This window comes from Herbaspirillum sp. C7C2, from assembly GCF_022627865.1.
Taxonomy (GTDB): Bacteria; Pseudomonadota; Gammaproteobacteria; order Burkholderiales; family Burkholderiaceae_D; genus Herbaspirillum; species Herbaspirillum frisingense.
In genome coordinates, this window is record NZ_JABXGI010000027.1 from 1 (window position 1) to 21,412 (window position 21,412).

The following is a 21,412-nucleotide window of genomic DNA, read 5'->3' on the forward strand; positions in this document are numbered from 1 at the left end:
TTGCAGCTCCTTGCCGTAGCACCACTACGGCGCGTCGCTGCGCCTAGGCAGTCAACGCTTGACGACCTCTCGCACTCACAGATTGAGTGTGAACAGGCCCTAGAAAATTAGGAATTCTCGATAAATACCCAGATTTGGGCCAATAAATTAGGAATTCTCGATTCCCATTAAGAGATTTCGGAAAACCAGACGCAAAAAAGGCGCTCTGCGCGCCTTTCGTTTTCTTGTTATCGACCTGTCTGGTCGCTGGTCCCTGCAGTTCTCAACTCCATGGGTGAAAAGCGACGGATGCGACAAGCATTGCCTGAGGTGCCATGCCCTCATCAGCCTTGCTGTTGGGGCGTGCTGTCGGACTGCTGTGGCTGCTGGGTGCCGTGGGTATGCTCCGGCGGGGTGCTCTGGCTCATCTGCGGCTGCGCCGAGGTGCTGGCGGTAGTGCCGTTCTGGCCATTCTGTGCTGCAGCGGCCGCGGCGGCAGCCGCATTCTTGCGACCGTGGCTGTTCAGGCCACCCTTGCGTCCGGCTTCGCGTGCTTCGGCGGAGCTGAACTCATGGGCTGCACCCTTGGCGTGGGCTGCCTTGCCGCCCATGCTGGCGATCTGACGCTGCTTTTCCCTGTCCATCGCAGCAAAGCCGCGATTACTGGTCCCCGGATTCTGTGAATTTGCCATGTGTGACTCCTTGTCTTGGTTGGTCGAAGTGAGCGGACGAACCTGCCACCTGCCTGCCCTACTGCCCTGCGCGAGCTAACCGGCGGCACAAAACATCTGTCCACGTCTGCAGTGTAGAAAGCCTCACCGAACCTCACTATCGGAAGAGCTCCCCAGCCCTTGTCAGTGCTGACTGTAGGAAATGTAGGAATCGGTGAAGATGAGCTTGTCTTACGGCAACAAAAATAGACGTATTTCTGAATGCCGAAGTGAAGCATGCTCGGCGGGTGCCGAGGTAGATCTGGGGGCTAGAGCGCTGGAAAGGACTGGGTGGGATTTAGGCAATACTTGGGAAGGGATGCGGCTGACAAGCAGCGTTTGAATTTAATCTTTCGAGGGAAATAGCGGCAGCGCCTCAGCGAGCACCTTGGCCCGGAACGTCGGCGGCAGGTCTTCAGGCGTCAGCAGATCGACATCGACGCCGAGCAGCGATTTCAACTCATCTTCCAGATCGCCCAGGTCCAACAGGGTGGCCCCAGGCAGTGCGTCAACCAGCAGGTCAATGTCGCTACCGTCCCGGTCGGTGCCGTGCAGCACCGAGCCGAAGACGCGCAGGTTCGCGGTACGGAAGCGGCCTACGGCTTCCCGTACTGCAACTCTCTTCATGTCAAGCGCAACGGAGGGGCGCATAGGCATCCTTTCTTGTCGAAACTCACTGCAATGGCCGGGGCAGGAATGCCATTCTAAAAGCATTTTCCAGAATCGCAATGCACCGATGCCCCCCTCTTCGCCCCCGAACACGACCAGGTCGTCCTCCTCAACAAGAGCTTCAGTGTTTTGCCCGCTCATCCGCAGTTTTTGTCACACTACAAAACAATTACTGTATATTTATACAGTTATCTTCATCTTCACCAGCACGTCTGCTCCACCATGTTGCCTCCATCGTCCCCGGTGCATCGTCCGGAAAACATCCATCCTTCGCTCTGGCTGGCGTCCCAGCTGGCGCGTGGGGGTGGGCACGGGGTGTCCAGCGGTTTCGAGGCGCTTGATGCCGAGTTGCCGGGACGCGGCTGGCCGACCGGGGCACTGATCGAATTGCTGCTGCCCCAGGATGGCATTGGCGAATTGCGCCTGCTGCGCCCACTGCTGGCGCGAGCGCCAGCCAGCGCCCAAAGAGCCGTCCGGATCACCCGCGCCGAACGCATCGCCCTGCTGCAGGCACCGCACCAGGTCAATGCCCCCGGCTGGGTGCATCTGGGTGTGCAGGCAGCCCGGCTGCTGCATCTGCAGGCCGATAACGCGGTCGATGCCTGCTGGGCTGCCGAGCAAGTCCTGCGCGCCGATAGCTGTCACGCGCTGCTGATGTGGCAACCCAGGCTGCGCAAGGGTGAGCACGATCTGCTGCGCCGGCTGCATGTGGCGGCGCAGGCCGGGCAAACCCTGTTTTTCATGCTGCGTCCCTGGTCCTGCGCGCGCGAGCCCTCGCCCGCGCCCTTGCGGCTGACGCTGCAGGCTGCGCGGGACGGACTGGAGATCGGCTTTCTCAAGCGGCGCGGGCCGCTGCGCGAACAAAGCCTGTTTCTTCCCCTGACGCCCTCACCGAATCTGCAACGCCATGTCCCCACTGTGGATCGCCGTACACCTGCCACTGCTGCCGCTGGAAGCATTCCGTCCGAACTGGCTGGATGAAGCCCCGGCGGTGGTCTTCGAGCGCGAGCGCGTCACCGCGCTGTCGGCGCCTGCGCGCGCGCTGGGCGTGCAGGAAGGCATGCGGCGCGGCGGCGTGCAACTGCTGGCGCCACAGGCGCTGCTGCAGGAGCGTGACCCGCTGCGCGAACAGGGTCTGCTGGAACAGACGGCGCTGGCCCTGTTGCAATACACGCCCCAGGTCACACTGGCCCCGGACGCCTGTGTGCTGCTGGACGTGAGCGCCAGCCTGCGCCTGTTCGGCGGCATGCGGGCGCTGTGCCGCAAGATCGGCGTCACCATCGCTCGACTCGGGGTGTCGGCCACCCTGTCTTCTGGCGTCACCGCGACCGGGGCCTGGATGCTGGCGCGCTACGGCAATGTGCGTACCCTGCGCAGCCGCTCCCTGCAACGACGCCTGGATCGCTTGCCGGTGGTCTTGCTCAGTGCCGCCCAGGCCCACCTCGAATGGCTGCACGGCCTGGGCTGCCGCCAGCTGGGCCAGTTGCGGCGGCTGCCGCGCCCCGGCCTGCAACGGCGCTGCGGCCGGGCGCTACTGGACATGCTGGACCGTGCCTATGGCGACCTGCCGGAACTGCATGAATGGGTGGTGGCGCCGCCGGTCTTCAAGGCCCGCGTGGAGCTGCCCGACCGCATCGAGCACACCGACATCCTGGCCGCCTATGCCCAGGGGCTGCTGGTACAACTGGCCGGCTGGCTGGCGGCGCGCCAGTTGAGCATCAAGCAGTTACACCTGTGGCTGGAGCACGAACGCGGTCGTCAGGCCGTGGCGCCGACCGAATTGCGGATCACCCTGTCGGTGCCGGCCTGGCAGGAAGACCACCTGCATACCCTGGTCAAGGAAAAGCTGGCCCGCTCCAGCCTGCCGGCACCGGCCATCGCCCTGGGACTGGCGGCCGAGGAACTGCAAGCCATGCAGGCCGCCAGCGAACTGCTCTTCCCCGAACCTGGCGGCAGCCCGGAAGATCACCAGCGCCTGCTGGAACTGCTGGTGGCCCGGCTGGGCGCGGACAAGGTGCGCCAGGCCGCGCCTCGGGCCGATCATCGGCCCGAGATCGCCAATCGTTGGTGCAGCGTCATGCAGCCGGCGACCACATTGCCGGCACCGCTGGCGACCGATCCGGCGCGCCTGCCACCGCGCCCGCTATGGCTGCTGGAAGAGCCCTTGCCCCTGCGCATGCAGCAGCACAAGCCGTTCTACCGCACACCACTGGAATTTACCTCGCCGCCGGAACGCATCGAAGCCGGCTGGTGGGAAGGCCGCCCGCTGACCCGCGACTACTTCACCGCCCGCGATGCGCGTCATGCCTATTACTGGATTTTCCGGCAATGGCGTGGCGGCGAGGCCAGCGACGAAGAGCCGCAGTGGTTCCTGCACGGACTGTTCGGCTAGGAGCACCGCATGCAAGCCCCTCTCCCTGGCATCGGTACTGGCAATGACAACGGCCTGCCCGACTATGCCGAACTGTATTGCCGCACCAACTTCAGTTTCCTGCAAGGCGCCTCGCATGCCCAGGAGCTGGTGGAGCGCGCCATCGCCCTGGGTTATCGCGCCCTGGCCATCACCGACGAATGCACCCTGGCCGGGGTGGTGCGTGCCCATGCGGCCTGGCAGGAGCAGGTCAGCAAGAACCAGAGCCTGGATTTCAGGCTGATCATCGGCAGTTGCTTCCGCTTTACCCAACTCCGGGAAGACCCCGAACATCCGCTGGCCCGCCTGACCCTGGTTGCGCTGGCCAGGAACCGGGAGGGTTACGGCAATCTCTCCGAACTGGTCACCCTGGCCCGCACCCGTGCCGAAAAGGGCCAGTACCTGCTGGCCCCGGAAGACCTGAGCCAGCCGCCGCCGGCTTTGTCGCACCTGCGCGCCCTGCCCGATTGCCAGTTGATCCTGGTGCCGGATTACGCGGTCGGTGAAGACACCCTGGACGCCCAGTTGCGCTGGTTCGCCGGCCTGGCGCCCGGGCGCTCCTGGGTTGGCCTCACACGCCTGTATCGCCCCCTGGACGAACTGCACCGCGAAGCGCTGGAGCAGGCAGCACGGCGCCATGGCTTGCCACTGGTGGCGGTGGGCGACGTGCAGATGCACCAGCGCTCACGCAAATACCTGCAGGATGTGGTGACCGCCATCCGCCTGGGCCAGCCGGTGCAGGAATGCGGCCACGCGCTGGCGCCCAACGCCGAGCAACACCTGCGACCACGAATGCGGCTGTCGCTGGTGCACACGCGGCAGACCCTGGAGCAGACCCTGGCCATCGCCGCCGAATGCCGCTTCAGCCTGGCCGAGCTGCGCTATGAGTACCCGGACGAACTGGTGCCGCTGGGCATGAGCCCGGCCGACTACCTGCGCCAGGAAACCCTGGCCGGTGCCGCCAGACGCTATCCGCAGGGGCTGCCCGGCGAGGTGCGGCAACAGATCGAAGTGGAACTGGCGCTCATCGGCAGCAAGCACTATGAAGCCTACTTCCTGACCGTCTACGACCTGGTGCAATTCGCCCGTTCGCGCGGCATCCTGTGCCAGGGTCGGGGCTCGGCGGCCAATTCGGCGGTCTGCTATTGCCTGGGGGTGACCGAGGTCGATCCCACCTCCACGCGCCTGCTGTTTGCCCGCTTCATCAGCGAAAAGCGCGACGAGCCGCCCGACATCGACGTCGACTTCGAACACCAGCGCCGTGAAGAAGTGATCCAGCACATCTACCGCAAGTACGGCCGCCGTCGCGCTGCCCTGGCCGCCGCCGTCCACAGCTATCGCCCGCGTGGCGCGCTGCGCGAGGTGGGCAAGGCGCTGGGGGTGGACCCGGCCATCGTCGATACGGTGGCCAAGTCGCAGCACTGGTTCGACAGCCGCGAAGAACTGCTGGCGCGCTTTGCCGAAGCCGGGCTGGACCCGGAACTGCCGCAGATCGGGCTGTGGGCCAGCATCACCGGCAAGCTGCTGCGCTTTCCCCGGCACCTGTCGCAGCACACCGGGGGCTTCGTGATCGCACGCGGGCAATTGTCGCGGCTGGTGCCGATCCAGAACGCCGCCATGCCAGACCGTTCCGTCATCGAATGGGACAAAGACGACCTGGAGTCGCTCCGGTTGCTCAAGGTGGATGTCCTCGCGCTGGGCATGCTCACCGCCCTGCGTCGGTCGCTGGAGCTGGTGAGCCTGCGGCGCGGCTTGCCGCAGGTGATGCAGATGTACGATATCCCGCGTGAAGATCCGGTCACCTTCGAGATGATCTGCAAGGCCGATACCATCGGCGTGTTCCAGATCGAGAGCCGGGCCCAGATGAGCATGCTGCCGCGCATGCAGCCACGCACCCAGTACGACCTGGTGGTGCAGGTGGCCATCGTGCGGCCCGGTCCGATCCAGGGCGGCATGGTCCATCCCTACCTGCGCCGGCGTGAGCTGGTGCGCAATGGTGGCAGCTTCGAGTATCCCGACAACACCAGCAAGAGCGGCAAGATCAGGAAGGTGCTGGAGCGCACCCTGGGTATCCCCATCTTCCAGGAACAGGTGATGGACGTGGCCATCGAGGCCGCAGGCTATTCACCCAGCGAGGCTGACGATCTGCGCCGCTCCATGGCGGCCTGGAAGCGCAAGGGTGGCATGGGGCCACACCATGAGCGGCTGGTACTGGGGATGACCGACAACGGCTATTCACGCGAATTCGCCGAAAGCATCTTCAACCAGATCGAGGGCTTCGGCGAATACGGCTTCCCGGAAAGCCACGCCGCCAGCTTTGCCCTGCTGACCTACTTCAGCAGCTGGCTCAAGTGCCACGAGCCGGAGGCTTTCCTGTGCGGCCTGCTCAATAGCCAGCCCATGGGCTTCTATTCGCCCTCGCAACTGATCCAGGATGCGCGCCGGCACGGGGTACGGGTGTTGCCGGCCAATGTCGTGCGCAGCGCCTGGGAGTCCACACTGGAGCTGCCCCTGGAGCCCGCCTCCGGGCCGGCGCGTCCGGCCGTGCGGCTGGGCATGAGCCTGCTGCGCGGCATGCCGGCCGAGGCGGCGCAGCGCATCGAGCAGGCGCGCGCCGAGCGTCCCTTTGCCGATGTCGACGACCTGGCCCGGCGCGCCGCCCTGGATCGCCATGCCCTGCAGGCGCTGGCGGCCGGCGATGCCCTGCGCGAACTGGCCGGCCATCGGCGCCAGGCGCTGTGGCATGCGGTGGGTGCGGTACCCGACCGTGACCTGCTGCGCAGCGCGCCACGCGGCGACGATGCGGTGCAACTGGAGACGCCCGGCGAAGGCGAGCAGATCATCGACGACTACCGCGCCATGAACCTGACCCTGCGCCGCCACCCGCTGGCCCTGCTGCGACCGACCCTGCAGCGCCGCCGCTTCATGAGCGTGGCCGATCTGAACGCGCTGCAGAACCGCCAGTTCGCCTGCTGCTGCGGCATCGTCACGGTGCGCCAGCGGCCGGGTACGGCCAAGGGGGTGATCTTCATGACGATCGAAGACGAGACCGGTTCGGCCAACGTCATCATCTGGCCGGCGGTGCTGGAACGACAGCGCAGCGAAGTGCTCAATGCGCGCCTGCTGGGGGTGTATGGAAGCTGGCAATGCCAGGGAGAAGTGCGCCATCTGGTGGCCGGACGCCTGGAGGACTGGACCCACCTGCTCGGGGAACTGCAGCCGCGCAGCCGTGATTTCTTCTGATGGATTGGCTGACTCAGGCCGCCAGCGCCATGCGGAAGGCATTGCGCCCTTCGCTCTTGGCCCGGTGTGAGCACGGCCAGGCCGACACTGATGGTGACCGGCTGGCCATGGCCGAAGTCATGCTGGCGCACCGTCTCCAGCAGGTGCTGGGCGATCTGTCGTGCCTGCACCTCGGCCAGGCCGGGGAAGACCGCGCAGAACTCTTCACCACCATAGCGGCCGAGCAGACCGTTCTGGCGACAGCATTGTCGCAATAGTGCACCGATATCGGCCAGCACGCGGTCGCCCACCTGGTGGCCATGGGTATCGTTGATCTGTTTGAAGTGGTCGACGTCGATGAAGGCCAGGGTCAGCACCCGTCTGGCCTGCACCGCCTGATCCAGCACCAGTTCGCCACAGCGCACCAGTTCGCGCCGGTTCAGGGTGCCGGTCAGCTCATCCACGGTCGCCAGGCGCTGCTTGTCGGCCAGCAGGCGTTCGAAATAGATCATCATCAGCGCCACCGACAGCAACAGGGTGCCACTGATGGGAATCAGGTAGATCAGGGCTACCCCCAGGTTGCTCATCTCGGGTGGTTCGAACAGTTCCGGATGGCGCAGCGAGATGAAGAAGCGACTGACGTAGCTGGCGCTGAGGATGAGCAAGGCGCCGATACCGACGCAGCGACCGAAGGTCCAGCGTGGATAACGCTCGGCCAGGGCGCCCGAGAGTCCCTGGAGGAATTCCCACAGCACCAGGCAGAACACCACCTGCAGCCCGCAGACAGCCAGGTAGGCGCGCTGGGTGAACGTGGCTTCGGAGGCCAGCAGCGCCGCAAAGGCGGCGGCATAGACCACGATGAGCAGGCCCGGCCACCAGGCCGAGCGGCGCTGGTAGAAGCTGCGCAAGCCGCCCCAGGCCACGATCCCGGAAGAAAATACAAGCGTATTGCCCAGCAACAGGCCCAGCGCACGTGGTGTGCCAGTCAGGCTGGCATAGACGACCACGGTGGTGCAGATGCCCAGTGCCGCCAGCACCCCGGACAGCGCCCACAGGCGGGTGAAGCGCTCCGAGGGCGTGCTGATGAACAGGCCCGTCATGATCACGCCACTGCAAAACTGAACGATGGCCAGCGCCAGGCTGGCGGTGAATGGATTCATCCGGATAAGCCCGTCCACGGGACGGGTGAAGATTGCAGAACGGGAGAGTGTCCGGTCAGGCCTGCAGGCTAGCTTCCGGAACCCCATTCGGTGCTACTGCCAGGCATCTGACGGCCTGGAAAGACGACACAGGCAGGACGCCGTCAGTGTAACCGAAGCCGCCGGAATGATAGTGATTTTCAGCAATATGACATGAAAAGTGAACGTTATTGCCGGGCTGGCAATATATCTGCACCCTTCATTACAGCGTCATTTCGGCTTCATTCACGTTCCAGCACGCGGGTATGCCCCCATTGGCCGGAGCGACACAGCTGGTCGGTCACGTCCAGCACCAGTCGCTCCACGGCCGCCGCTGCCGTGGTCAGGGGGATGTTGCGGGAAGCGCATAAGACCAGGGTGCGCGAGATGGTTTCGCCAGCGATCGCATGGGCCACCATGTCGCCGCGCTCGATGTCGGCCAGCAGCGGCGCCACCGGCAGGATGGTGGCGCCGATATCGGCCAGGATGGCCGATTTCAGGATGGCCACTGAATTGATCTCGATGACATTGTCCAGGCTCATGCCCTGGGCACGGACCAGGTTTTCGATGCGCGGGCGCACGCCATGGGCCAGCCCCGGCAGGATCAGCGGTGCCTGGATGGCGCGCGCCAGCGGCACGCCCTTGCGCCCGGAAACTCCGTATTGCGACTTGGCCCGGGTGATGTACAGCATCTCTTCCTCGATCATCGGCGTGGCCGCGAACGAGGACAGCTGACCATCATCGAACAGCACCGCCAGGTTGATGCGGCCGGACTTGAGCTGGGTGATGAGGTTGCCGGTCAGTTCCTCGGTCAGTTGCAGCGTGATTTCCGGATAGGTGGAGCGCACCGCGTTCAACAGCGGCAAGGCCAGGGCATTGGACACGCTCTGCGGAATGCCCAGCGCCACGGTGCCTGAGGGCTTGTCGGTGGATTGCGCCACGGCCTGCTTGGCGTCCTGCACCTGCTTGAGGATCGCCAGCGCGTGCTCATAGAAGACCTTGCCGGCATCGGTGGCGATCACGCCCTGGGCCGAGCGGTGCAGCAGTTGCGCCTCCATCTCGTCTTCCAGCTGGCGGATCTGCTGGGTCAGCGCCGGCTGGGCGATGTGCAGCACCCGTGCCGCCCGCGAGAGCGAGCCGTGATCGACGATGGCCACGAAGTAGCGCAGTTGGCGTAATTCCATGCGAAGGTTTTCCCTGCTGTCCAACGAGTTGTTAAATTGTTTTACAGGCCCGGACGACTATTGAACATGCGGGTACGCGCATTCTCGATGTGGCCCCGCATGGCACGCCGGGCGCCTTCGGCATCCTGCAGCCGGATCAGCTCGAAGATCTGGCGGTGTTCATCCATGGCGTCCTGCGAGCGCTTCCAGGGCGGGATGTGCATCAGGTGGCGCAGCATGTTCACGGCGTGGCTAACATCGTATTCCAGCGTCTTCATCACCTGTACGAAGCGCAGGTTGCCGGTGGCCATGGCGATCGCTTCATGGAAGCCGAAGTCGTAATGGTGGGCGATGCCGCCGACCCGGTTGGCCTCTTCGAAGCCTTCCAGCAGGCGCTCCATCTGGTCCAGGTCCTGCTTGTTGCGACGCAGGGCCGCCATGTAGGCCGATTCGGGTTCCAGCACCAGGCGCAGTTCCAGGCCGTTCATGATGTGACCGATGCGGGTTTCGGGTTCGCCGTCCGGACGTGCCGGAGCCAGACCGGCCTTTTCCTTCACATAGGTCCCGGAACCGCGCAGGGATTCCACCAGTTGGTCCTCCCGCAGCCGGTCCAGCGCCTGCCGCACCACCGGGCGCGAGACCTCGAACAGCGTGGCCAGGTCATTCTCGGAAGGCAGCTTGCTGCCCACTGCGATGCGCCCTTCCACGATGGCATGGAACAAGGTCTCATAGACGCGCTCGGCAAAACGTTCCGGCCGTACCGGACCCAGGCCGGCGGCGGCCAGGCTCAGGAGTTCGCTGGACGCGGCGGGGCGCGCCGGTTTGCTGGGGTTGGGCATCGATACTCCCGGAGACTGAAATGGACGTTGCGCATGGTAGCGGATTTGCCACCCTCCCCGCCACCCTGGTGATGCAGGCAGTCAGCAAAGTAGTAAATTCAATTGACAGCTTGTTCGCCCTGGCTTAGATTGACTCACCACAAAAAGCAAAACGACTCAGGAGACCAGCCCCTTCCAGGCCAGCCCGCGGACCGTGTGTTCGGGACTGACCTCGTCCATGCCGCCTGCTGCGTTTTACTTCAGCTTGCTCCACCTGCTCCACTCCAGTTGCGCTTTGCGCTTACCACCCAAGGACAGCACCGCCATGAAACAGCACTTCATCGACAACCGCTGGGTCGCCCCCGCCTCCGGCGAGAGCATCCCCGTCATCGATCCTTCCGACGGCCAGCCCTTCGAGGCCATCGCCCGCGGCAATGCCGCCGACATCGACCGCGCCGTCGGCGCCGCCCGCCGCGCCTATGAGGGCGCCTGGGGCAAGCTGTCGGCGGCCGAGCGCAGCCGCCTGATGATGAAACTGGCCTACAAGCTGCAGGATCACCAGGAAGAACTGGCGCAGCTGGAAGGCCGCGATTGCGGCAAGCCGATGAAGCAGGCGCGCGCCGATGCGGCCGCCATCGTGCGCTATTTCGAGTTCTATGCCGGTGCCGCCGACAAGCTGCACGGCGAGACCATTCCCTACCAGGCCGGCTATACGGTACTGACCCTACGCGAGCCGCACGGGGTGACCGGCCATATCGTGCCGTGGAACTACCCGATGCAGATCTTCGGGCGCTGCGTGGGCGGCGCCCTGGCGGCCGGCAATACCTGCGTGGTCAAGCCGGCCGAAGATGCCTGCCTGTCCATCCTGCGGGTGGCAGAGCTGGCCGCCGAGGTGGGTTTCCCGGAGGGTGCGCTCAATATCGTGACCGGTTACGGCCATGAGGCCGGCGACCTGCTGGTCAAGCATCCGGACGTGGACCATGTGTCCTTCACCGGCTCGCCCAACGTGGGCAAGCTGGTGGTGCGCGGCGCGGCCGAGCACCATACGCCGGTCACCCTGGAACTGGGCGGCAAGTCGCCGCAGGTGGTCTTCGAGGATGCCGACATGGAGGCCATGCTGCCGGTTGTGGTCAATGCCATCGTGCAGAACGCCGGCCAGACCTGCTCCGCCGGCAGCCGCCTGCTGGTGCAGCGCGGCGCCTATGAGCAGGTACTGGAACGGCTGTCGGGCCTGTTCTCGCAACTGCGGGTCGGCTCTTCGCAGATGGACCTGGATTGCGGCCCGCTGATCCGCAAGACCCAGCAGGAGCGCGTGGCGGGCTTCCTCGCCGATGCCCGGCGCGACGGCATCCCGCTGGTGGCGCAGGGCGAAGTCGCCCCGGGTGCGCCGGCCAGCGGTTTCTACCAGGCCCCGGCCCTGCTGCGCGATGTGCCCGCGCGTCACCGGCTGGCGCAGGAAGAGGTGTTCGGCCCGGTGCTGGCGGCCATGCCCTTCGAGGATGAAGCCGAGGCCATCGCCCTGGCCAACGGCACCGACTATGGGCTGGTGGCCAGCGTCTGGACCCGCGATGGCGGACGCCAGATGCGCCTGGGGCGGGCCATCCGCAGCGGCCAGGTGTTCATCAACAACTATGGCGCCGGTGGCGGCGTGGAACTGCCCTTCGGCGGCGTCAAGGCCAGCGGCCACGGACGTGAAAAAGGTTTCGAGGCGCTCTATGGCTTCACGGTCCTCAAGACCATCGCCATCCGCCACGGTTGAGATCGTTTCAATCCCAATTTTTCAAGGAGACACACCATGCGTTTGCAAGACAAGGTAGCCATCGTCACCGGTGGCGGTTCGGGTTTCGGCGAGGGGATCGCCAAGGCTTATGCCCGTGAAGGCGCGGCCATCGTCGTGGCCGACATCGGCGAGGCCGGCGGCCTGCGGGTGGTCGAAGAGATCAAGCGCGCCGGTGGCAAGGCAGTGTTCGCCCGCGCCGACGTGTCCAAGCGGGCCGATATGGACCAGTTGCTGGCCACCGCACTGGAACAGTTCGGCAAGCTCGACATCGTCGTCAACAATGCCGGCACCACCCACCGCAACCGTCCCATGCTGGAAGTGGAAGAGGAAGAATTCGACCGTGTCTATGCCGTCAATGTGAAGAGTATCTTCCTCTCGGCCAAGACCTTCGTGCCCTACTTCCGCAAGGTCGGCGGCGGCGCCTTCGTCAATATCGCCTCCACCGCCGGCGTGCGTCCGCGTCCGGGCCTGACCTGGTACAACGGTAGCAAGGGCGCAGTCATCACCACCAGCAAGTCGATGGCGGCCGAACTGGGTCCCGACAAGATCCGCGTGAACTGCGTGAATCCGGTGATCTCGGCCACCGGCCTGCTGGCCGAGTTCATGGGCGTGCCCGACACCCCGGAAAACCGCAAGAAGTTCGTCGCCACCATCCCCATGGGTCGCTTCTCGACCCCCGAGGACATCGCCAATGCCTGCCTCTACCTGGGTTCGGACGAAGCCCAGTTCGTCACCGGCGTGTGCATCGAGGTCGATGGCGGGCGCTGCGTGTAAACACCTTCATGTGCGCGGGGCGATATTGCTTTGACAAACCTGCCCCCGCCACTACAATGCTGGGCACCGTCAGCCGGCCACACAGAAGGGTCGGCGACGTAAAACAACATAACGTCAAAAAATCTACTGGAGCGAGACATGACTTATCAAGCAGGCGCGGCTGCCGACGGCGCACGCGCATCCTTTGAAGACGCTACCTACGCCAAGGTCACCTGGCGCCTGTTGCCCCTGCTGTTCCTGTGCTACGTGGCCTCCTACCTGGACCGGGTCAACGTCGGCTTCGCCAAGCTGCAGATGCTGCAGGACCTGAAGTTCAGCGATACCGTCTACGGCCTGGGCGCGGGCATCTTCTTCCTGGGCTATTTCGTCTTCGAAGTCCCCAGCAACATGATCCTGCACAAGGTCGGGGCGCGCCTGTGGATCGCCCGCATCATGATCACCTGGGGCATCATCTCCGGCGCCATGGCCTACGTGACCACGCCGCAGATGTTCTACATCATGCGTTTCCTGCTGGGGGTGGCCGAGGCCGGCTTCTTTCCGGGTGTGATCCTGTACCTGACCTACTGGTACCCGGCGGCGCGACGCGGCAAGATCACCGCGCTGTTCATGACCGGCATCGCGCTCTCGGGCGTGATCGGCGGCCCGCTCTCGGGCTGGATCATGCATGCCATGCCGGGCGTGTGGGGCCATTCCGGCTGGCAGTGGATGTTCCTGCTGGAGGCCATTCCTTCGCTGATCCTGGGGGTGCTGGTGATCCTGTACATGAAGGATCGCATCCGCGATGCCGACTGGCTCAACGAGGAAGAAAAGCGCCTGCTGGAAACCAATATCAGCCACGAGGAAAGCCAGAAGGAACACCTTTCCCTGGGCGCCATGTTCTCCAATGGCCGGGTCTGGCTGGGCGCGCTGATCTACTTCTGCTTCGTCATGGGGCTGTACGGTGTGAGCTTCTGGCTGCCGACCATCATCAAGACCACCGGCGTGACCGATCCGCTCAATGTGGGCCTGCTCACTGCCATCCCGTATGCCTTCGCCGCCGCCGCGATGGTGTTGATCGCCCGCAGCGCCGACGCCCGTCGCGAGCGCCGCTGGCACGTGGCCATTCCGGCCTTCCTGGGCTGCATCGGCCTCCTGCTCTCGACCGTCTATGACCACAACACCACCCTGGCAATGGCCTCGCTGACGCTGGCCAGCGTCGGTATCCTGACCACGCTGCCGCTGTTCTGGAGCCTGCCGACGGCCTTCCTGTCCGGAACCGCAGCGGCTGCGGGGATTGCGCTGATCAATTCGCTGGGCAACCTGGCCGGTTTCGTCAGCCCCTTCCTGGTGGGCTGGCTCAAGGACACCACCCAGAGCACCAATGCCGGCATGTACGTGCTGGCGGCATCGCTGGTGATCGGCGGTCTGTTGACGCTGACCCTGCCGGCCAAGCTGGTCAACAAGTAATCTGCTTCGCTGAACGCTAAACGCAGAACGCAGAACGGCGGCTCCCTGGAGCCGCCGTTTGTCGTTTCAGGGGGCGGAGGACGATTGCGGTTCCAGCAGCTCACGCATGGCCAGCCGGACTACCTCGGCCTGCGTGGCCTGGGGATGGCGCTGGCGCTGCAGCGCCAGCAGGGCATCCACCCTGCCCCGGTCGCCGTGGCACAGCTCGGTCATGCGGGCGGTCATCTCCAGGTAGCCCTCGGGATCGTGCAGGGGCCGATCTTCACGGCTGACGTGGCGCAGCCAGGCGCGGTCGGCAGCGAAGAGCGCCAGTACGGCGCAGGACATCAGTATCAGCCAGGGCAGCATGGCAGTCTCATCGGCAGGTAAAGCGGCGATTCTGCCTGCGGGCAGGTGTTACCACCATCGACCATGCGGGCAGAACCAGGCGCGTCCTGTCGGCTACAGCGCCAGCCACTCCGCTTGCACGGCAGCATCCGCCTCCAGCGCGGCGGGCGTGCCGTGGAAGACCATCTCGCCGCGCCCCATGACATAGACCCGCTGCGACAGGTCCAGGGCGATTGCCTGCTTTTGCTCGATCAGCAGCACCGCGACTTGCCGGCGGCGCAGTAGCGTCAGGTAATGCGCGACCTGCTCCACCATCTGCGGCGAGAGGCCTTCGGTGGGCTCGTCGATGAGCACCAGCGCGGGATTGCCCAGCAGCGCGCGGCCCAGCGCCAGCATCTGCTGCTCCCCGCCTGACAGCGATCCGGCCGCCACCTGACGGCGCCTGGCCAACGCCGGGAACAGCGCATAGACCTCTTCCTCGCGCCAGGCATCGGCCGGCTGGCGAGCGCCCTGGCGGCCCAGCAGGAGGTTCTGCGCCACGCTCAGGGTGGGAAAGACGTCCCGGCTCTCTGGCACATAAGCCATCCCGCGCCGGGCAATCGCATGGGTGGGCAGGCCGGCGATGCTGGCGCCGGCGAAGCGGATGTCGCCGCTGCTGCGCACCAGGCCCATCAGGGCCTTGAGCAAGGTGGAGCGGCCGGCGCCATTGCGCCCGAGGATGCTGACGATTTCTCCCCGTTGCACTTCCAGCGAGACACCCTGCAGCACGTGACTCTGGCCGTACCAGGCCTGCAGGTCGTGGACGCTAAGCAGGGTGTCAGCCATGTCGCCTCCGGTTCAGATAGAGCGCCTGCACTTCCTGATTGGCGCGGATGCGCTCGGCGCTGTCGCAGGCGATGACGCGGCCGTTATCCATCACCGCGATGCGGTCGGCCAGGTCGAAGACTACCTGCATGTCGTGTTCCACCATCAGCAGGGTCTTGCCCACCGTGACTTCGCGGATCAGGGCCACCATCGCCGCGCTCTCCGCCCGGCTCATGCCGGCCGTGGGTTCGTCCAGCAGGATCACGGCGGCATCGGCGGCAATGGTGACGGCCAGTTCCAGGGCACGCTGCTCGGCGTAGCTCAGTTCGCCTGCCGGCACCTGCGCGCGCGCGCCCAGCCCGACACGCTCCAGCACCGCCTGGGCACGGGCGCTGGCGTCGTGCAATTGACCGAGGCGGCGCCAGAAGGCGTAGCGATAGCCGAGTGTCCACAACAAGGCGCAGCGCACGTTCTCGAACGCGGTCAGGCGCGGGAAGAGGCTCGTGATCTGGAAGCTGCGCGCCAGCCCCAGGCGATTGATCTGCTGTGGTGAGCACTGCGTGATGTCCAGCCCGTGCAGCAGCACGCGCCCGCTATCGGCCCGATAACGGCCCGACACCAGGTTGAACAGGCTGGACTTGCCGGCCCCGTTGGGCCCGATCAATGCGCAGCGCTCACCGGGATGCAATTGCAGGTCCACGCCGCGCAGGATCTGGCTGCCATCGAAGGCCTTGGTCAGGCCCTGCATCTCCAGGGAAAACGGCGCAGTCATCGGTGCAGTCATCGGCGTACTCATCGGCCCGCCCCCTGCCGGCGCCACACGGTCAGCGCCGTCGCGCCGGCCGCGATGAGCATGGCGGCGGTGATCCAGGGCAGCGGCGCATGCACATCAATGGACCCGCCCCACCACTGCAGGGGCGCCGCGCCATCGCTGCCTTCGGCCAGGCTGCCCAGGCTGGCCTGATAGGCCATCTCGGTGGCCAGCACCACGCCGGCCAGCGTGACCAGTGCGGCCAGCAGCCAGCTGGCCAGACGCCACGCCAGGCGCCGGTCGAAGGCGCCGTCGTGCCAGGTGCGCCAGCCGCGGTCGATCAGGCTGGCAAGGCCGCCCGGGGTGGTCATGACGATCAGGATGAAGAAGGCGCCCAGATAGAACTGCCAGGCCTGGGTATAGGCCGAGAGCCAGGACGAGAACAGCACGCCGACCACGCCGCCGACGATGGGGCCATAGAAATAGGCGGTGCCACCGATGAAGGTGAACAGCAGGATGGCACCGGAGCGCAGCGCGCCCACGTATTCGGCGCTGACGATCTCGAAATTGATGGCTGACAGCCCGCCCGAGACGCCGGCAAAGAAGGCCGACAGGATCAGCGCCAGGTAGCGCACCCGCTGCGGATCGTAGCCGATGAAGGCGGCGCGTTCCGGGTTGTCGCGCACGGCATTGAGGATGCGTCCCAGCGGCGTGTGGCGCAGCGCGCAGATGGCCATGGCGCAGACCAGCAGCCAGCCGGCGATGAGGTAATAGACCTGGATCTGCGGCCCGTAGCTGATGCCCAGCACCGGCGCGCCGATGACCCGGTTGCCGGAGATGCCACCCTCGCCGCCGAAGACCTCGGGCAGCATCAGCACGCAGGCCGAGACCAGTTCCACCAGCCCCAGCGTGATCATGGCAAAGGTGGTGCCGGCGCGGCGCGTGGTGGGATAGCCCAGCACGACACCGCACAGGGCGCCGGTGAGGCCGCCCGCCAGCGGGACCAGCGTCAGCGGGAAGGCCAGCGCGCCTTCGCTCATGCGGTTCATCAGGTGGATCGCACCGAAGGCACCCAGGCCCGAATACACCGCGTGGCCGAAGGAGAGCATGCCACCCTCGCCCAGCAGCATGTTGTAGGAGAGGCAGAGCAAGACCATCGTCCCCATCTGCGAAAGCAGCGACAATGCCGCGCTTTGCGGAAACACCAGCGGTGCCGCCAGCAGAAGCAGGGCCAGGCCCAGCCAGGGCAGGACGATACGCTTCATGCTCAGCCCTCCCGCTTGCCCATGAGCCCCTTGGGGCGCACCACCAGCATCACCACCAGCAGCAGATAGGGCAGCACCGGCGCCACCTGAGCCAGCGTCAGGCGCACCAGCGGCACCAGCGCGCTGCCGCTGGGGACCTGCACGCCCATACTGGCCAGGGACACATCCAGCGCCACCGCGAAGGTCTGCATCAGGCCGATCAGCAGCGAGGTGACGAAGGCACCGGCCAGCGAACCCAGCCCGCCCACCACCACCACCACGAAGATGATGCTGCCCACGGCCGCTGCCATGCCCGGTTCGGTGACGAAGGCATTGCCGCCGATCACCCCGGCCAGTGCGGCCAGCGCGCAGCCGGCGCCGAACACCAGCATGAACACGCGCGGTACGTTATGCCCCAGGGCCTCGGCCATCTGCGGGTGCGTCAGCGCCGCCTGGATCAGCAGGCCGATGCGGGTATGGCGCAGCAGCAGCCACAAGGCCAGCAGCATGAGCGCCGCCACCAGCAGCATGAAGCCGCGGTAGATGGGGAAACTGGTCGAATAGAGGGTGAAGAGCGTGCCATCGAGTTCCGGCGGGATGCGGTAAGGCACCGGCGAACGGCCCCACACCAGTTGCACCAGTTCCACCACCAGATAGGACAAGCCGAAGGTGAACAGCAATTCCGGGACATGGCCGTAGCGGTGAACGATGCGCAGGCCGTAATGCTCCACCAGCGCACCGGCCATGCCCACCAGCAGGGGCGCGATCAGCAGCGCCGGCCAGAAGCCCAGCACGCCGGCAATCGCATAGGCGACGTACGCCCCCAGCATGTAGAAGCTGGCATGGGCGAAGTTGGGCACGCCCATCATGCTGTAGATCAGCGTCAGGCCCGAGGACAGCAGGAACAGCAGGAAGCCGTAGCCCAGGCCGTTGAGGAAGGTGATCAGCGCGAATTCCAAGTTGCCAGCCTTGCCAGGGATGCGGTGGGTTCAAGAGGAGTCGGACGGGGTCAGACAGCGTCGAGGCGCCGGACCGAGCGCGGCCGGACGCAAAAGTGGAGCGATCCTATGGGATTCGCGCTTCTCTGTCAAAATAGCGGATTGCGGCCCGCTTTGGGCCTCACAGGCTGCCTATGACCCATCCTTATCTGCTTTCGCCGCTAGGCAACGGCTTTGCCGCCCTGCCCCCGGCCTTCTACACCCGGCTGCAACCGACGCCCCTGCCCGATCCCTACCTGGTCGGTTTCAGCGACGAGGCCGCTGCCACCATCGGACTGGCCCGCCCGGCACCGGAGGACCGCGGCTTTTTCGACATCTTCGCCGGCAACCAGCTGGCACCGGGCTCGCAGCCGCTGTCGGCAGTCTATTCGGGCCATCAGTTCGGCGTCTGGGCCGGTCAATTGGGCGATGGGCGCGCCATCACCCTGGGCGACCTGCCGGCAGCCAGCGGTCAGGGACGCATCGAACTGCAGCTCAAGGGCGCCGGCAAGACGCCCTACTCCCGCATGGGCGACGGCCGTGCCGTGCTGCGCTCTTCGATCCGTGAATTCCTCTGTTCGGAAGCCATGGCGGCGCTGGGCATCCCCACCACCCGCGCCCTGACCGTGATCGGTTCGGACCAGCGCGTGCAGCGCGAAACCGCCGAGACCGCAGCGGTGGTGACCCGCATGGCCCCCAGCTTCATCCGCTTCGGCTCGTTCGAGCATTGGTACTACAACCAGCGTTTCGACGATCTCAAGGTACTGGGCGATGCCGTGCTGGAGCAGTTCTATCCGGAACTATTGCGGGAAGAAAACCCCTATCAGGCCCTGCTGAAGGAAGTCACCCGCCGCACCGCGACGTTGATGGCGCAATGGCAGGCGGTGGGTTTCATGCATGGGGTGATGAATACCGACAACATGTCCATCCTGGGCCTGACGCTGGATTACGGCCCCTTCGGCTTCATGGAAGCCTTCGACGCCCGCCACATCTGCAACCATACCGACAGCCAGGGCCGCTACAGCTACCAGATGCAGCCGCGCATCGGCCAGTGGAACTGCTTTGCACTGGGCCAGGCAATGCTGCCCCTGATCGGTTCGGTGGAGGCCACCGAGGCCGCGCTGGCCGATTACGAGGCCGTGTTCCAGGCGCAGCATGATGCGCTGTTGCATGCCAAGCTGGGATTGCGCACCCAGCGCGCCGACGACAGCCAGTTGATTGAGGCCATGTTCGCCCTGCTGCAGGCCGGTCATGTCGATTTCACGCTGTTCTTCCGCCGCCTGGGCGACTTGCAGATCGGCAATGCAGCCAACGACGAGCCGCTGCGCGACCTTTTCATCGATCGCCCCGCCTTCGATGCCTGGGCCACGCAATACCGCGCCCGCCTGCGCGACGAGGACAGCGACGACGCCGGCCGCCGCCTTGCAATGCATGCGGTCAACCCCAAATACGTGCTACGCAATTACCTCGCCCAGGTCGCCATCGACAAGGCGCAACAGAAGGATTTCACCGAGGTGGCGCGCCTGCAGACCATCCTGCGCCATCCCTTCGACGAGCAGCCTGAATTCGACCGCTATGCCGACCTGCCCCCCGACTGGGCCAGCCATCTGGAAGTGAGCTGTTCTTCCTGAACGTGAACGGCCATTCATTCCGCTAATACAGTTAATGCCGGCATCGCCCGTCATCACCAAGGAGCCAAGCATGACCCAACGAGTAGAAAAGACCGAAGCCCAATGGCGCGAGCAACTTGACCCCGTGGAATACCAGGTCACCCGCGAAGCCGCCACCGAGCGCGCCTTCACCGGCCGTTACTGGGATCACCACGAGGCCGGGACCTACACCTGCGTGTGCTGTGACACGCCGCTGTTCACCTCGGATGCCAAGTTCGACTCCGGCTGCGGCTGGCCGAGCTACTTTGAGCCCATCGATCCGGCCAACGTCCGCGAGAAAGTGGACCGCAGTTATGGCATGATTCGCACCGAGATCATCTGCAACGTCTGCGACGCCCACCTTGGTCACGTCTTCCCGGACGGCCCGCCGCCGACCGGACTGCGTTATTGCATCAACTCGGCCTCGCTGCGTTTCGACCCGGCGTAAGCCTGGCGGCCCGCGCTGCACCGCCTGCAATACATGCGGCACGGGCCGGATGATCGCCGATCAACCGTTTTACTGACTTTTCCTGAAGAAGCCAACCGATGAAGTTCCTGTTCGACCTGTTCCCCGTCATCCTGTTTTTCGGCGTCTTCAAATGGGCCGAAGGCCATCCCTCGGCCGCCCAGGACCTGGTGATGCAATACCTGGGCGGCGCCATGTCGGCCGGTGCCGTCACCGCCACCCAGGCACCGATCCTGCTGTCTACCGCCGTGGCCATCATCGCCTCGCTGGGCCAGATCGCCTGGCTGCTGCTGCGCCGTCGCAAGGTGGATGGCATGTTGTGGGTGTCGCTGGCCATCATCGTGGTCTTCGGTGGCGCCACCATCTATTTCCGTGACGATACCTTCATCAAGTGGAAGCCGACCATCCTGTACTGGGCCTTCGGCCTGGCCCTGCTGGTGTCGCAACTGTTCATGAAGAAGAACCTGATCCGCGTCATGATGGAAAAGCAGGTCAGCCTGCCCGAAGCCATCTGGCCGCGCCTGAACCTGGCCTGGATCGTGTTCTTCGCCGTCATGGGCGTGCTCAATCTCTACATCGCCTTCAACTATGCCCTCGACACCTGGGTCAACTTCAAGATGTTCGGCAGCATGGGCCTGATGTTTGCCTTCATCATCGGCCAGAGCCTGTTCCTGTCCAAGTACATGAAGGATGCCGAATGAGTGGCGCCAATCCTGCCGATACCCGTACAGAACGCATTCGTTCACGTCTGACTGCAACTTTCTCGCCAGCCGAATGTCTGGTCGAAGATGAGTCTGCCCAGCATGCCGGACATGCCGGTGCAGCCTCGGGCGGAGGACATTACAGGATCCGCCTGGTTTCAGACTTGTTCGAGGGCAAAAATCGGTTGAACCGCCATCGGCTGGTGTATGATTGCCTGTCCGACCTGATGCAGCAGGAGATCCATGCGCTGGCCATAGTGGCGCTCTCCCCGTCAGAGGCAAAGAACTGAGACCAAGAACAAAGACCGACGCCTGCTTATCAAGCCCCCTCCTGTTTTTTTCTC

At 65.1% G+C, this 21,412-nt stretch carries 19 protein-coding genes and 1 pseudogene; 10 read left to right on the forward strand and 10 right to left on the reverse strand.

Features of this window, described 5'->3' with window-relative positions; translation table 11 throughout:
- Positions 1-323: 323 nt before the first annotated feature.
- Positions 324-671 carry a KGG domain-containing protein gene (locus HWE04_RS22070; RefSeq protein WP_006465245.1) on the reverse strand — a complete coding sequence of 116 codons (348 nt, stop codon included), beginning with the start codon at positions 669-671 and terminating at the stop codon, positions 324-326.
- A gap of 363 nt (positions 672-1,034) precedes the next feature.
- Complete coding sequence (locus tag HWE04_RS22075; protein ID WP_241813729.1) at positions 1,035-1,340, reverse strand: nucleotidyltransferase family protein; 306 nt, start codon at positions 1,338-1,340, stop codon at positions 1,035-1,037.
- A 240-nt stretch (positions 1,341-1,580) separates the two neighbouring features.
- Between HWE04_RS22075 and imuA the strand changes: the two genes are divergently transcribed.
- Genes imuA through HWE04_RS22090 form a run of 3 tightly spaced genes read left to right on the forward strand, consistent with a single transcriptional unit; the run spans position 1,581 to position 7,011 of the window.
- Complete coding sequence (imuA, locus tag HWE04_RS22080; RefSeq protein ID WP_241813704.1) at positions 1,581-2,339, forward strand: translesion DNA synthesis-associated protein ImuA; 759 nt, start codon at positions 1,581-1,583, stop codon at positions 2,337-2,339.
- On the forward strand, positions 2,266-3,750 hold the full coding sequence (locus HWE04_RS22085; RefSeq protein WP_241813705.1) for a Y-family DNA polymerase: 1,485 nt from the start codon (positions 2,266-2,268) through the stop codon (positions 3,748-3,750). Before imuA ends, HWE04_RS22085 begins: the two co-directional genes overlap by 74 nt.
- A gap of 9 nt (positions 3,751-3,759) precedes the next feature.
- Positions 3,760-7,011: an error-prone DNA polymerase gene (locus tag HWE04_RS22090; RefSeq protein ID WP_241813706.1), complete on the forward strand. Its 3,252-nt coding sequence runs from the start codon at positions 3,760-3,762 to the stop codon at positions 7,009-7,011.
- 95 nt (positions 7,012-7,106) lie between these two features.
- Here the strand turns inward: HWE04_RS22090 and HWE04_RS24560 are convergent.
- The 3 genes and pseudogenes from HWE04_RS24560 to HWE04_RS22105 all read right to left on the reverse strand — a co-directional run.
- Positions 7,107-8,237: pseudogene (locus tag HWE04_RS24560) on the reverse strand (diguanylate cyclase); the annotation flags it as partial.
- Between the two features lie 173 nt (positions 8,238-8,410).
- The gene (locus tag HWE04_RS22100) at positions 8,411-9,352 is read right to left on the reverse strand and encodes a LysR substrate-binding domain-containing protein (RefSeq protein ID WP_077237179.1); all 942 of its coding nucleotides are present in this window, start codon (positions 9,350-9,352) and stop codon (positions 8,411-8,413) included.
- A 41-nt stretch (positions 9,353-9,393) separates the two neighbouring features.
- Entirely contained in the window at positions 9,394-10,170 is a 777-nt protein-coding gene (locus tag HWE04_RS22105) for a FadR/GntR family transcriptional regulator (RefSeq protein ID WP_077237178.1), read from the reverse strand.
- A gap of 304 nt (positions 10,171-10,474) precedes the next feature.
- Between HWE04_RS22105 and HWE04_RS22110 the strand changes: the two genes are divergently transcribed.
- From HWE04_RS22110 to HWE04_RS22120, 3 genes are all read left to right on the forward strand, one after another.
- A complete protein-coding gene (locus tag HWE04_RS22110) occupies positions 10,475-11,908 on the forward strand; it encodes an aldehyde dehydrogenase family protein (RefSeq protein ID WP_077237177.1) in 1,434 nt (477 codons plus the stop codon).
- 36 nt (positions 11,909-11,944) lie between these two features.
- A complete protein-coding gene (locus HWE04_RS22115; RefSeq protein WP_006712611.1) occupies positions 11,945-12,703 on the forward strand; it encodes an SDR family oxidoreductase in 759 nt (252 codons plus the stop codon).
- Positions 12,704-12,841: 138 nt separating this feature from the next.
- On the forward strand, positions 12,842-14,149 hold the full coding sequence (locus HWE04_RS22120) for an MFS transporter (RefSeq protein ID WP_241813707.1): 1,308 nt from the start codon (positions 12,842-12,844) through the stop codon (positions 14,147-14,149).
- A gap of 66 nt (positions 14,150-14,215) precedes the next feature.
- Here HWE04_RS22120 and HWE04_RS22125 read toward each other — a convergent pair whose 3' ends face one another.
- The 5 genes from HWE04_RS22125 to HWE04_RS22145 form a co-directional block, all read right to left on the reverse strand.
- Positions 14,216-14,497: a hypothetical protein gene (locus HWE04_RS22125; RefSeq protein WP_241813708.1), complete on the reverse strand. Its 282-nt coding sequence runs from the start codon at positions 14,495-14,497 to the stop codon at positions 14,216-14,218.
- A gap of 93 nt (positions 14,498-14,590) precedes the next feature.
- Positions 14,591-15,301 (reverse strand): ABC transporter ATP-binding protein, encoded by a 711-nt coding sequence (locus tag HWE04_RS22130; RefSeq protein WP_241813709.1) that lies wholly within the window; start codon positions 15,299-15,301, stop codon positions 14,591-14,593.
- Complete coding sequence (locus HWE04_RS22135) at positions 15,294-16,052, reverse strand: ABC transporter ATP-binding protein (RefSeq protein ID WP_241813730.1); 759 nt, start codon at positions 16,050-16,052, stop codon at positions 15,294-15,296. The genes HWE04_RS22130 and HWE04_RS22135 overlap by 8 nt, the downstream gene beginning before the upstream one ends.
- A gap of 20 nt (positions 16,053-16,072) precedes the next feature.
- A complete protein-coding gene (locus tag HWE04_RS22140; RefSeq protein ID WP_241813710.1) occupies positions 16,073-17,296 on the reverse strand; it encodes a branched-chain amino acid ABC transporter permease in 1,224 nt (407 codons plus the stop codon).
- Between the two features lie 2 nt (positions 17,297-17,298).
- Entirely contained in the window at positions 17,299-18,234 is a 936-nt protein-coding gene (locus HWE04_RS22145) for a branched-chain amino acid ABC transporter permease (RefSeq protein ID WP_241813711.1), read from the reverse strand.
- Between the two features lie 173 nt (positions 18,235-18,407).
- On the opposite strand from HWE04_RS22145, the gene HWE04_RS22150 reads away from it, so the two are divergent.
- The 4 genes from HWE04_RS22150 (at position 18,408) to HWE04_RS22165 (ending at position 21,358) form a co-directional block, all read left to right on the forward strand.
- Positions 18,408-19,883 carry a protein adenylyltransferase SelO gene (locus HWE04_RS22150; protein WP_241813712.1) on the forward strand — a complete coding sequence of 492 codons (1,476 nt, stop codon included), beginning with the start codon at positions 18,408-18,410 and terminating at the stop codon, positions 19,881-19,883.
- 70 nt (positions 19,884-19,953) lie between these two features.
- Positions 19,954-20,349, forward strand: coding sequence for a peptide-methionine (R)-S-oxide reductase MsrB (gene msrB / locus HWE04_RS22155; RefSeq protein WP_077237169.1), 396 nt, complete (start codon positions 19,954-19,956; stop codon positions 20,347-20,349).
- 98 nt (positions 20,350-20,447) lie between these two features.
- Complete coding sequence (locus HWE04_RS22160; RefSeq protein ID WP_241813713.1) at positions 20,448-21,068, forward strand: septation protein A; 621 nt, start codon at positions 20,448-20,450, stop codon at positions 21,066-21,068.
- Positions 21,065-21,358 carry a BolA family protein gene (locus HWE04_RS22165; protein WP_241813714.1) on the forward strand — a complete coding sequence of 98 codons (294 nt, stop codon included), beginning with the start codon at positions 21,065-21,067 and terminating at the stop codon, positions 21,356-21,358. Before HWE04_RS22160 ends, HWE04_RS22165 begins: the two co-directional genes overlap by 4 nt.
- Positions 21,359-21,412 lie beyond the last annotated feature (54 nt).

Bases quoted from the DNA above. Each gene is read 5' to 3' on its own strand.
- HWE04_RS22165 (WP_241813714.1), top strand. From the start codon at position 21,065: ATGAGTGGCGCCAATCCTGCCGATACCCGTACAGAACGCATTCGTTCA.
- HWE04_RS22075 (WP_241813729.1), bottom strand. From the start codon at position 1,340: ATGCGCCCCTCCGTTGCGCTTGACATGAAGAGAGTTGCAGTACGGGAA.
- HWE04_RS22140 (WP_241813710.1), bottom strand. From the start codon at position 17,296: ATGAAGCGTATCGTCCTGCCCTGGCTGGGCCTGGCCCTGCTTCTGCTG.
- imuA (WP_241813704.1), top strand. From the start codon at position 1,581: ATGTTGCCTCCATCGTCCCCGGTGCATCGTCCGGAAAACATCCATCCT.
- HWE04_RS22110 (WP_077237177.1), top strand. From the start codon at position 10,475: ATGAAACAGCACTTCATCGACAACCGCTGGGTCGCCCCCGCCTCCGGC.
- HWE04_RS22090 (WP_241813706.1), top strand. From the start codon at position 3,760: ATGCAAGCCCCTCTCCCTGGCATCGGTACTGGCAATGACAACGGCCTG.
- HWE04_RS22115 (WP_006712611.1), top strand. From the start codon at position 11,945: ATGCGTTTGCAAGACAAGGTAGCCATCGTCACCGGTGGCGGTTCGGGT.
- HWE04_RS22085 (WP_241813705.1), top strand. From the start codon at position 2,266: ATGTCCCCACTGTGGATCGCCGTACACCTGCCACTGCTGCCGCTGGAA.
- HWE04_RS22120 (WP_241813707.1), top strand. From the start codon at position 12,842: ATGACTTATCAAGCAGGCGCGGCTGCCGACGGCGCACGCGCATCCTTT.
- msrB (WP_077237169.1), top strand. From the start codon at position 19,954: ATGACCCAACGAGTAGAAAAGACCGAAGCCCAATGGCGCGAGCAACTT.
- HWE04_RS22100 (WP_077237179.1), bottom strand. From the start codon at position 9,352: ATGGAATTACGCCAACTGCGCTACTTCGTGGCCATCGTCGATCACGGC.
- HWE04_RS22070 (WP_006465245.1), bottom strand. From the start codon at position 671: ATGGCAAATTCACAGAATCCGGGGACCAGTAATCGCGGCTTTGCTGCG.
- HWE04_RS22160 (WP_241813713.1), top strand. From the start codon at position 20,448: ATGAAGTTCCTGTTCGACCTGTTCCCCGTCATCCTGTTTTTCGGCGTC.
- HWE04_RS22130 (WP_241813709.1), bottom strand. From the start codon at position 15,301: ATGGCTGACACCCTGCTTAGCGTCCACGACCTGCAGGCCTGGTACGGC.
- HWE04_RS22105 (WP_077237178.1), bottom strand. From the start codon at position 10,170: ATGCCCAACCCCAGCAAACCGGCGCGCCCCGCCGCGTCCAGCGAACTC.
- HWE04_RS22150 (WP_241813712.1), top strand. From the start codon at position 18,408: ATGACCCATCCTTATCTGCTTTCGCCGCTAGGCAACGGCTTTGCCGCC.
- HWE04_RS22125 (WP_241813708.1), bottom strand. From the start codon at position 14,497: ATGCTGCCCTGGCTGATACTGATGTCCTGCGCCGTACTGGCGCTCTTC.
- HWE04_RS22135 (WP_241813730.1), bottom strand. From the start codon at position 16,052: ATGACTGCGCCGTTTTCCCTGGAGATGCAGGGCCTGACCAAGGCCTTC.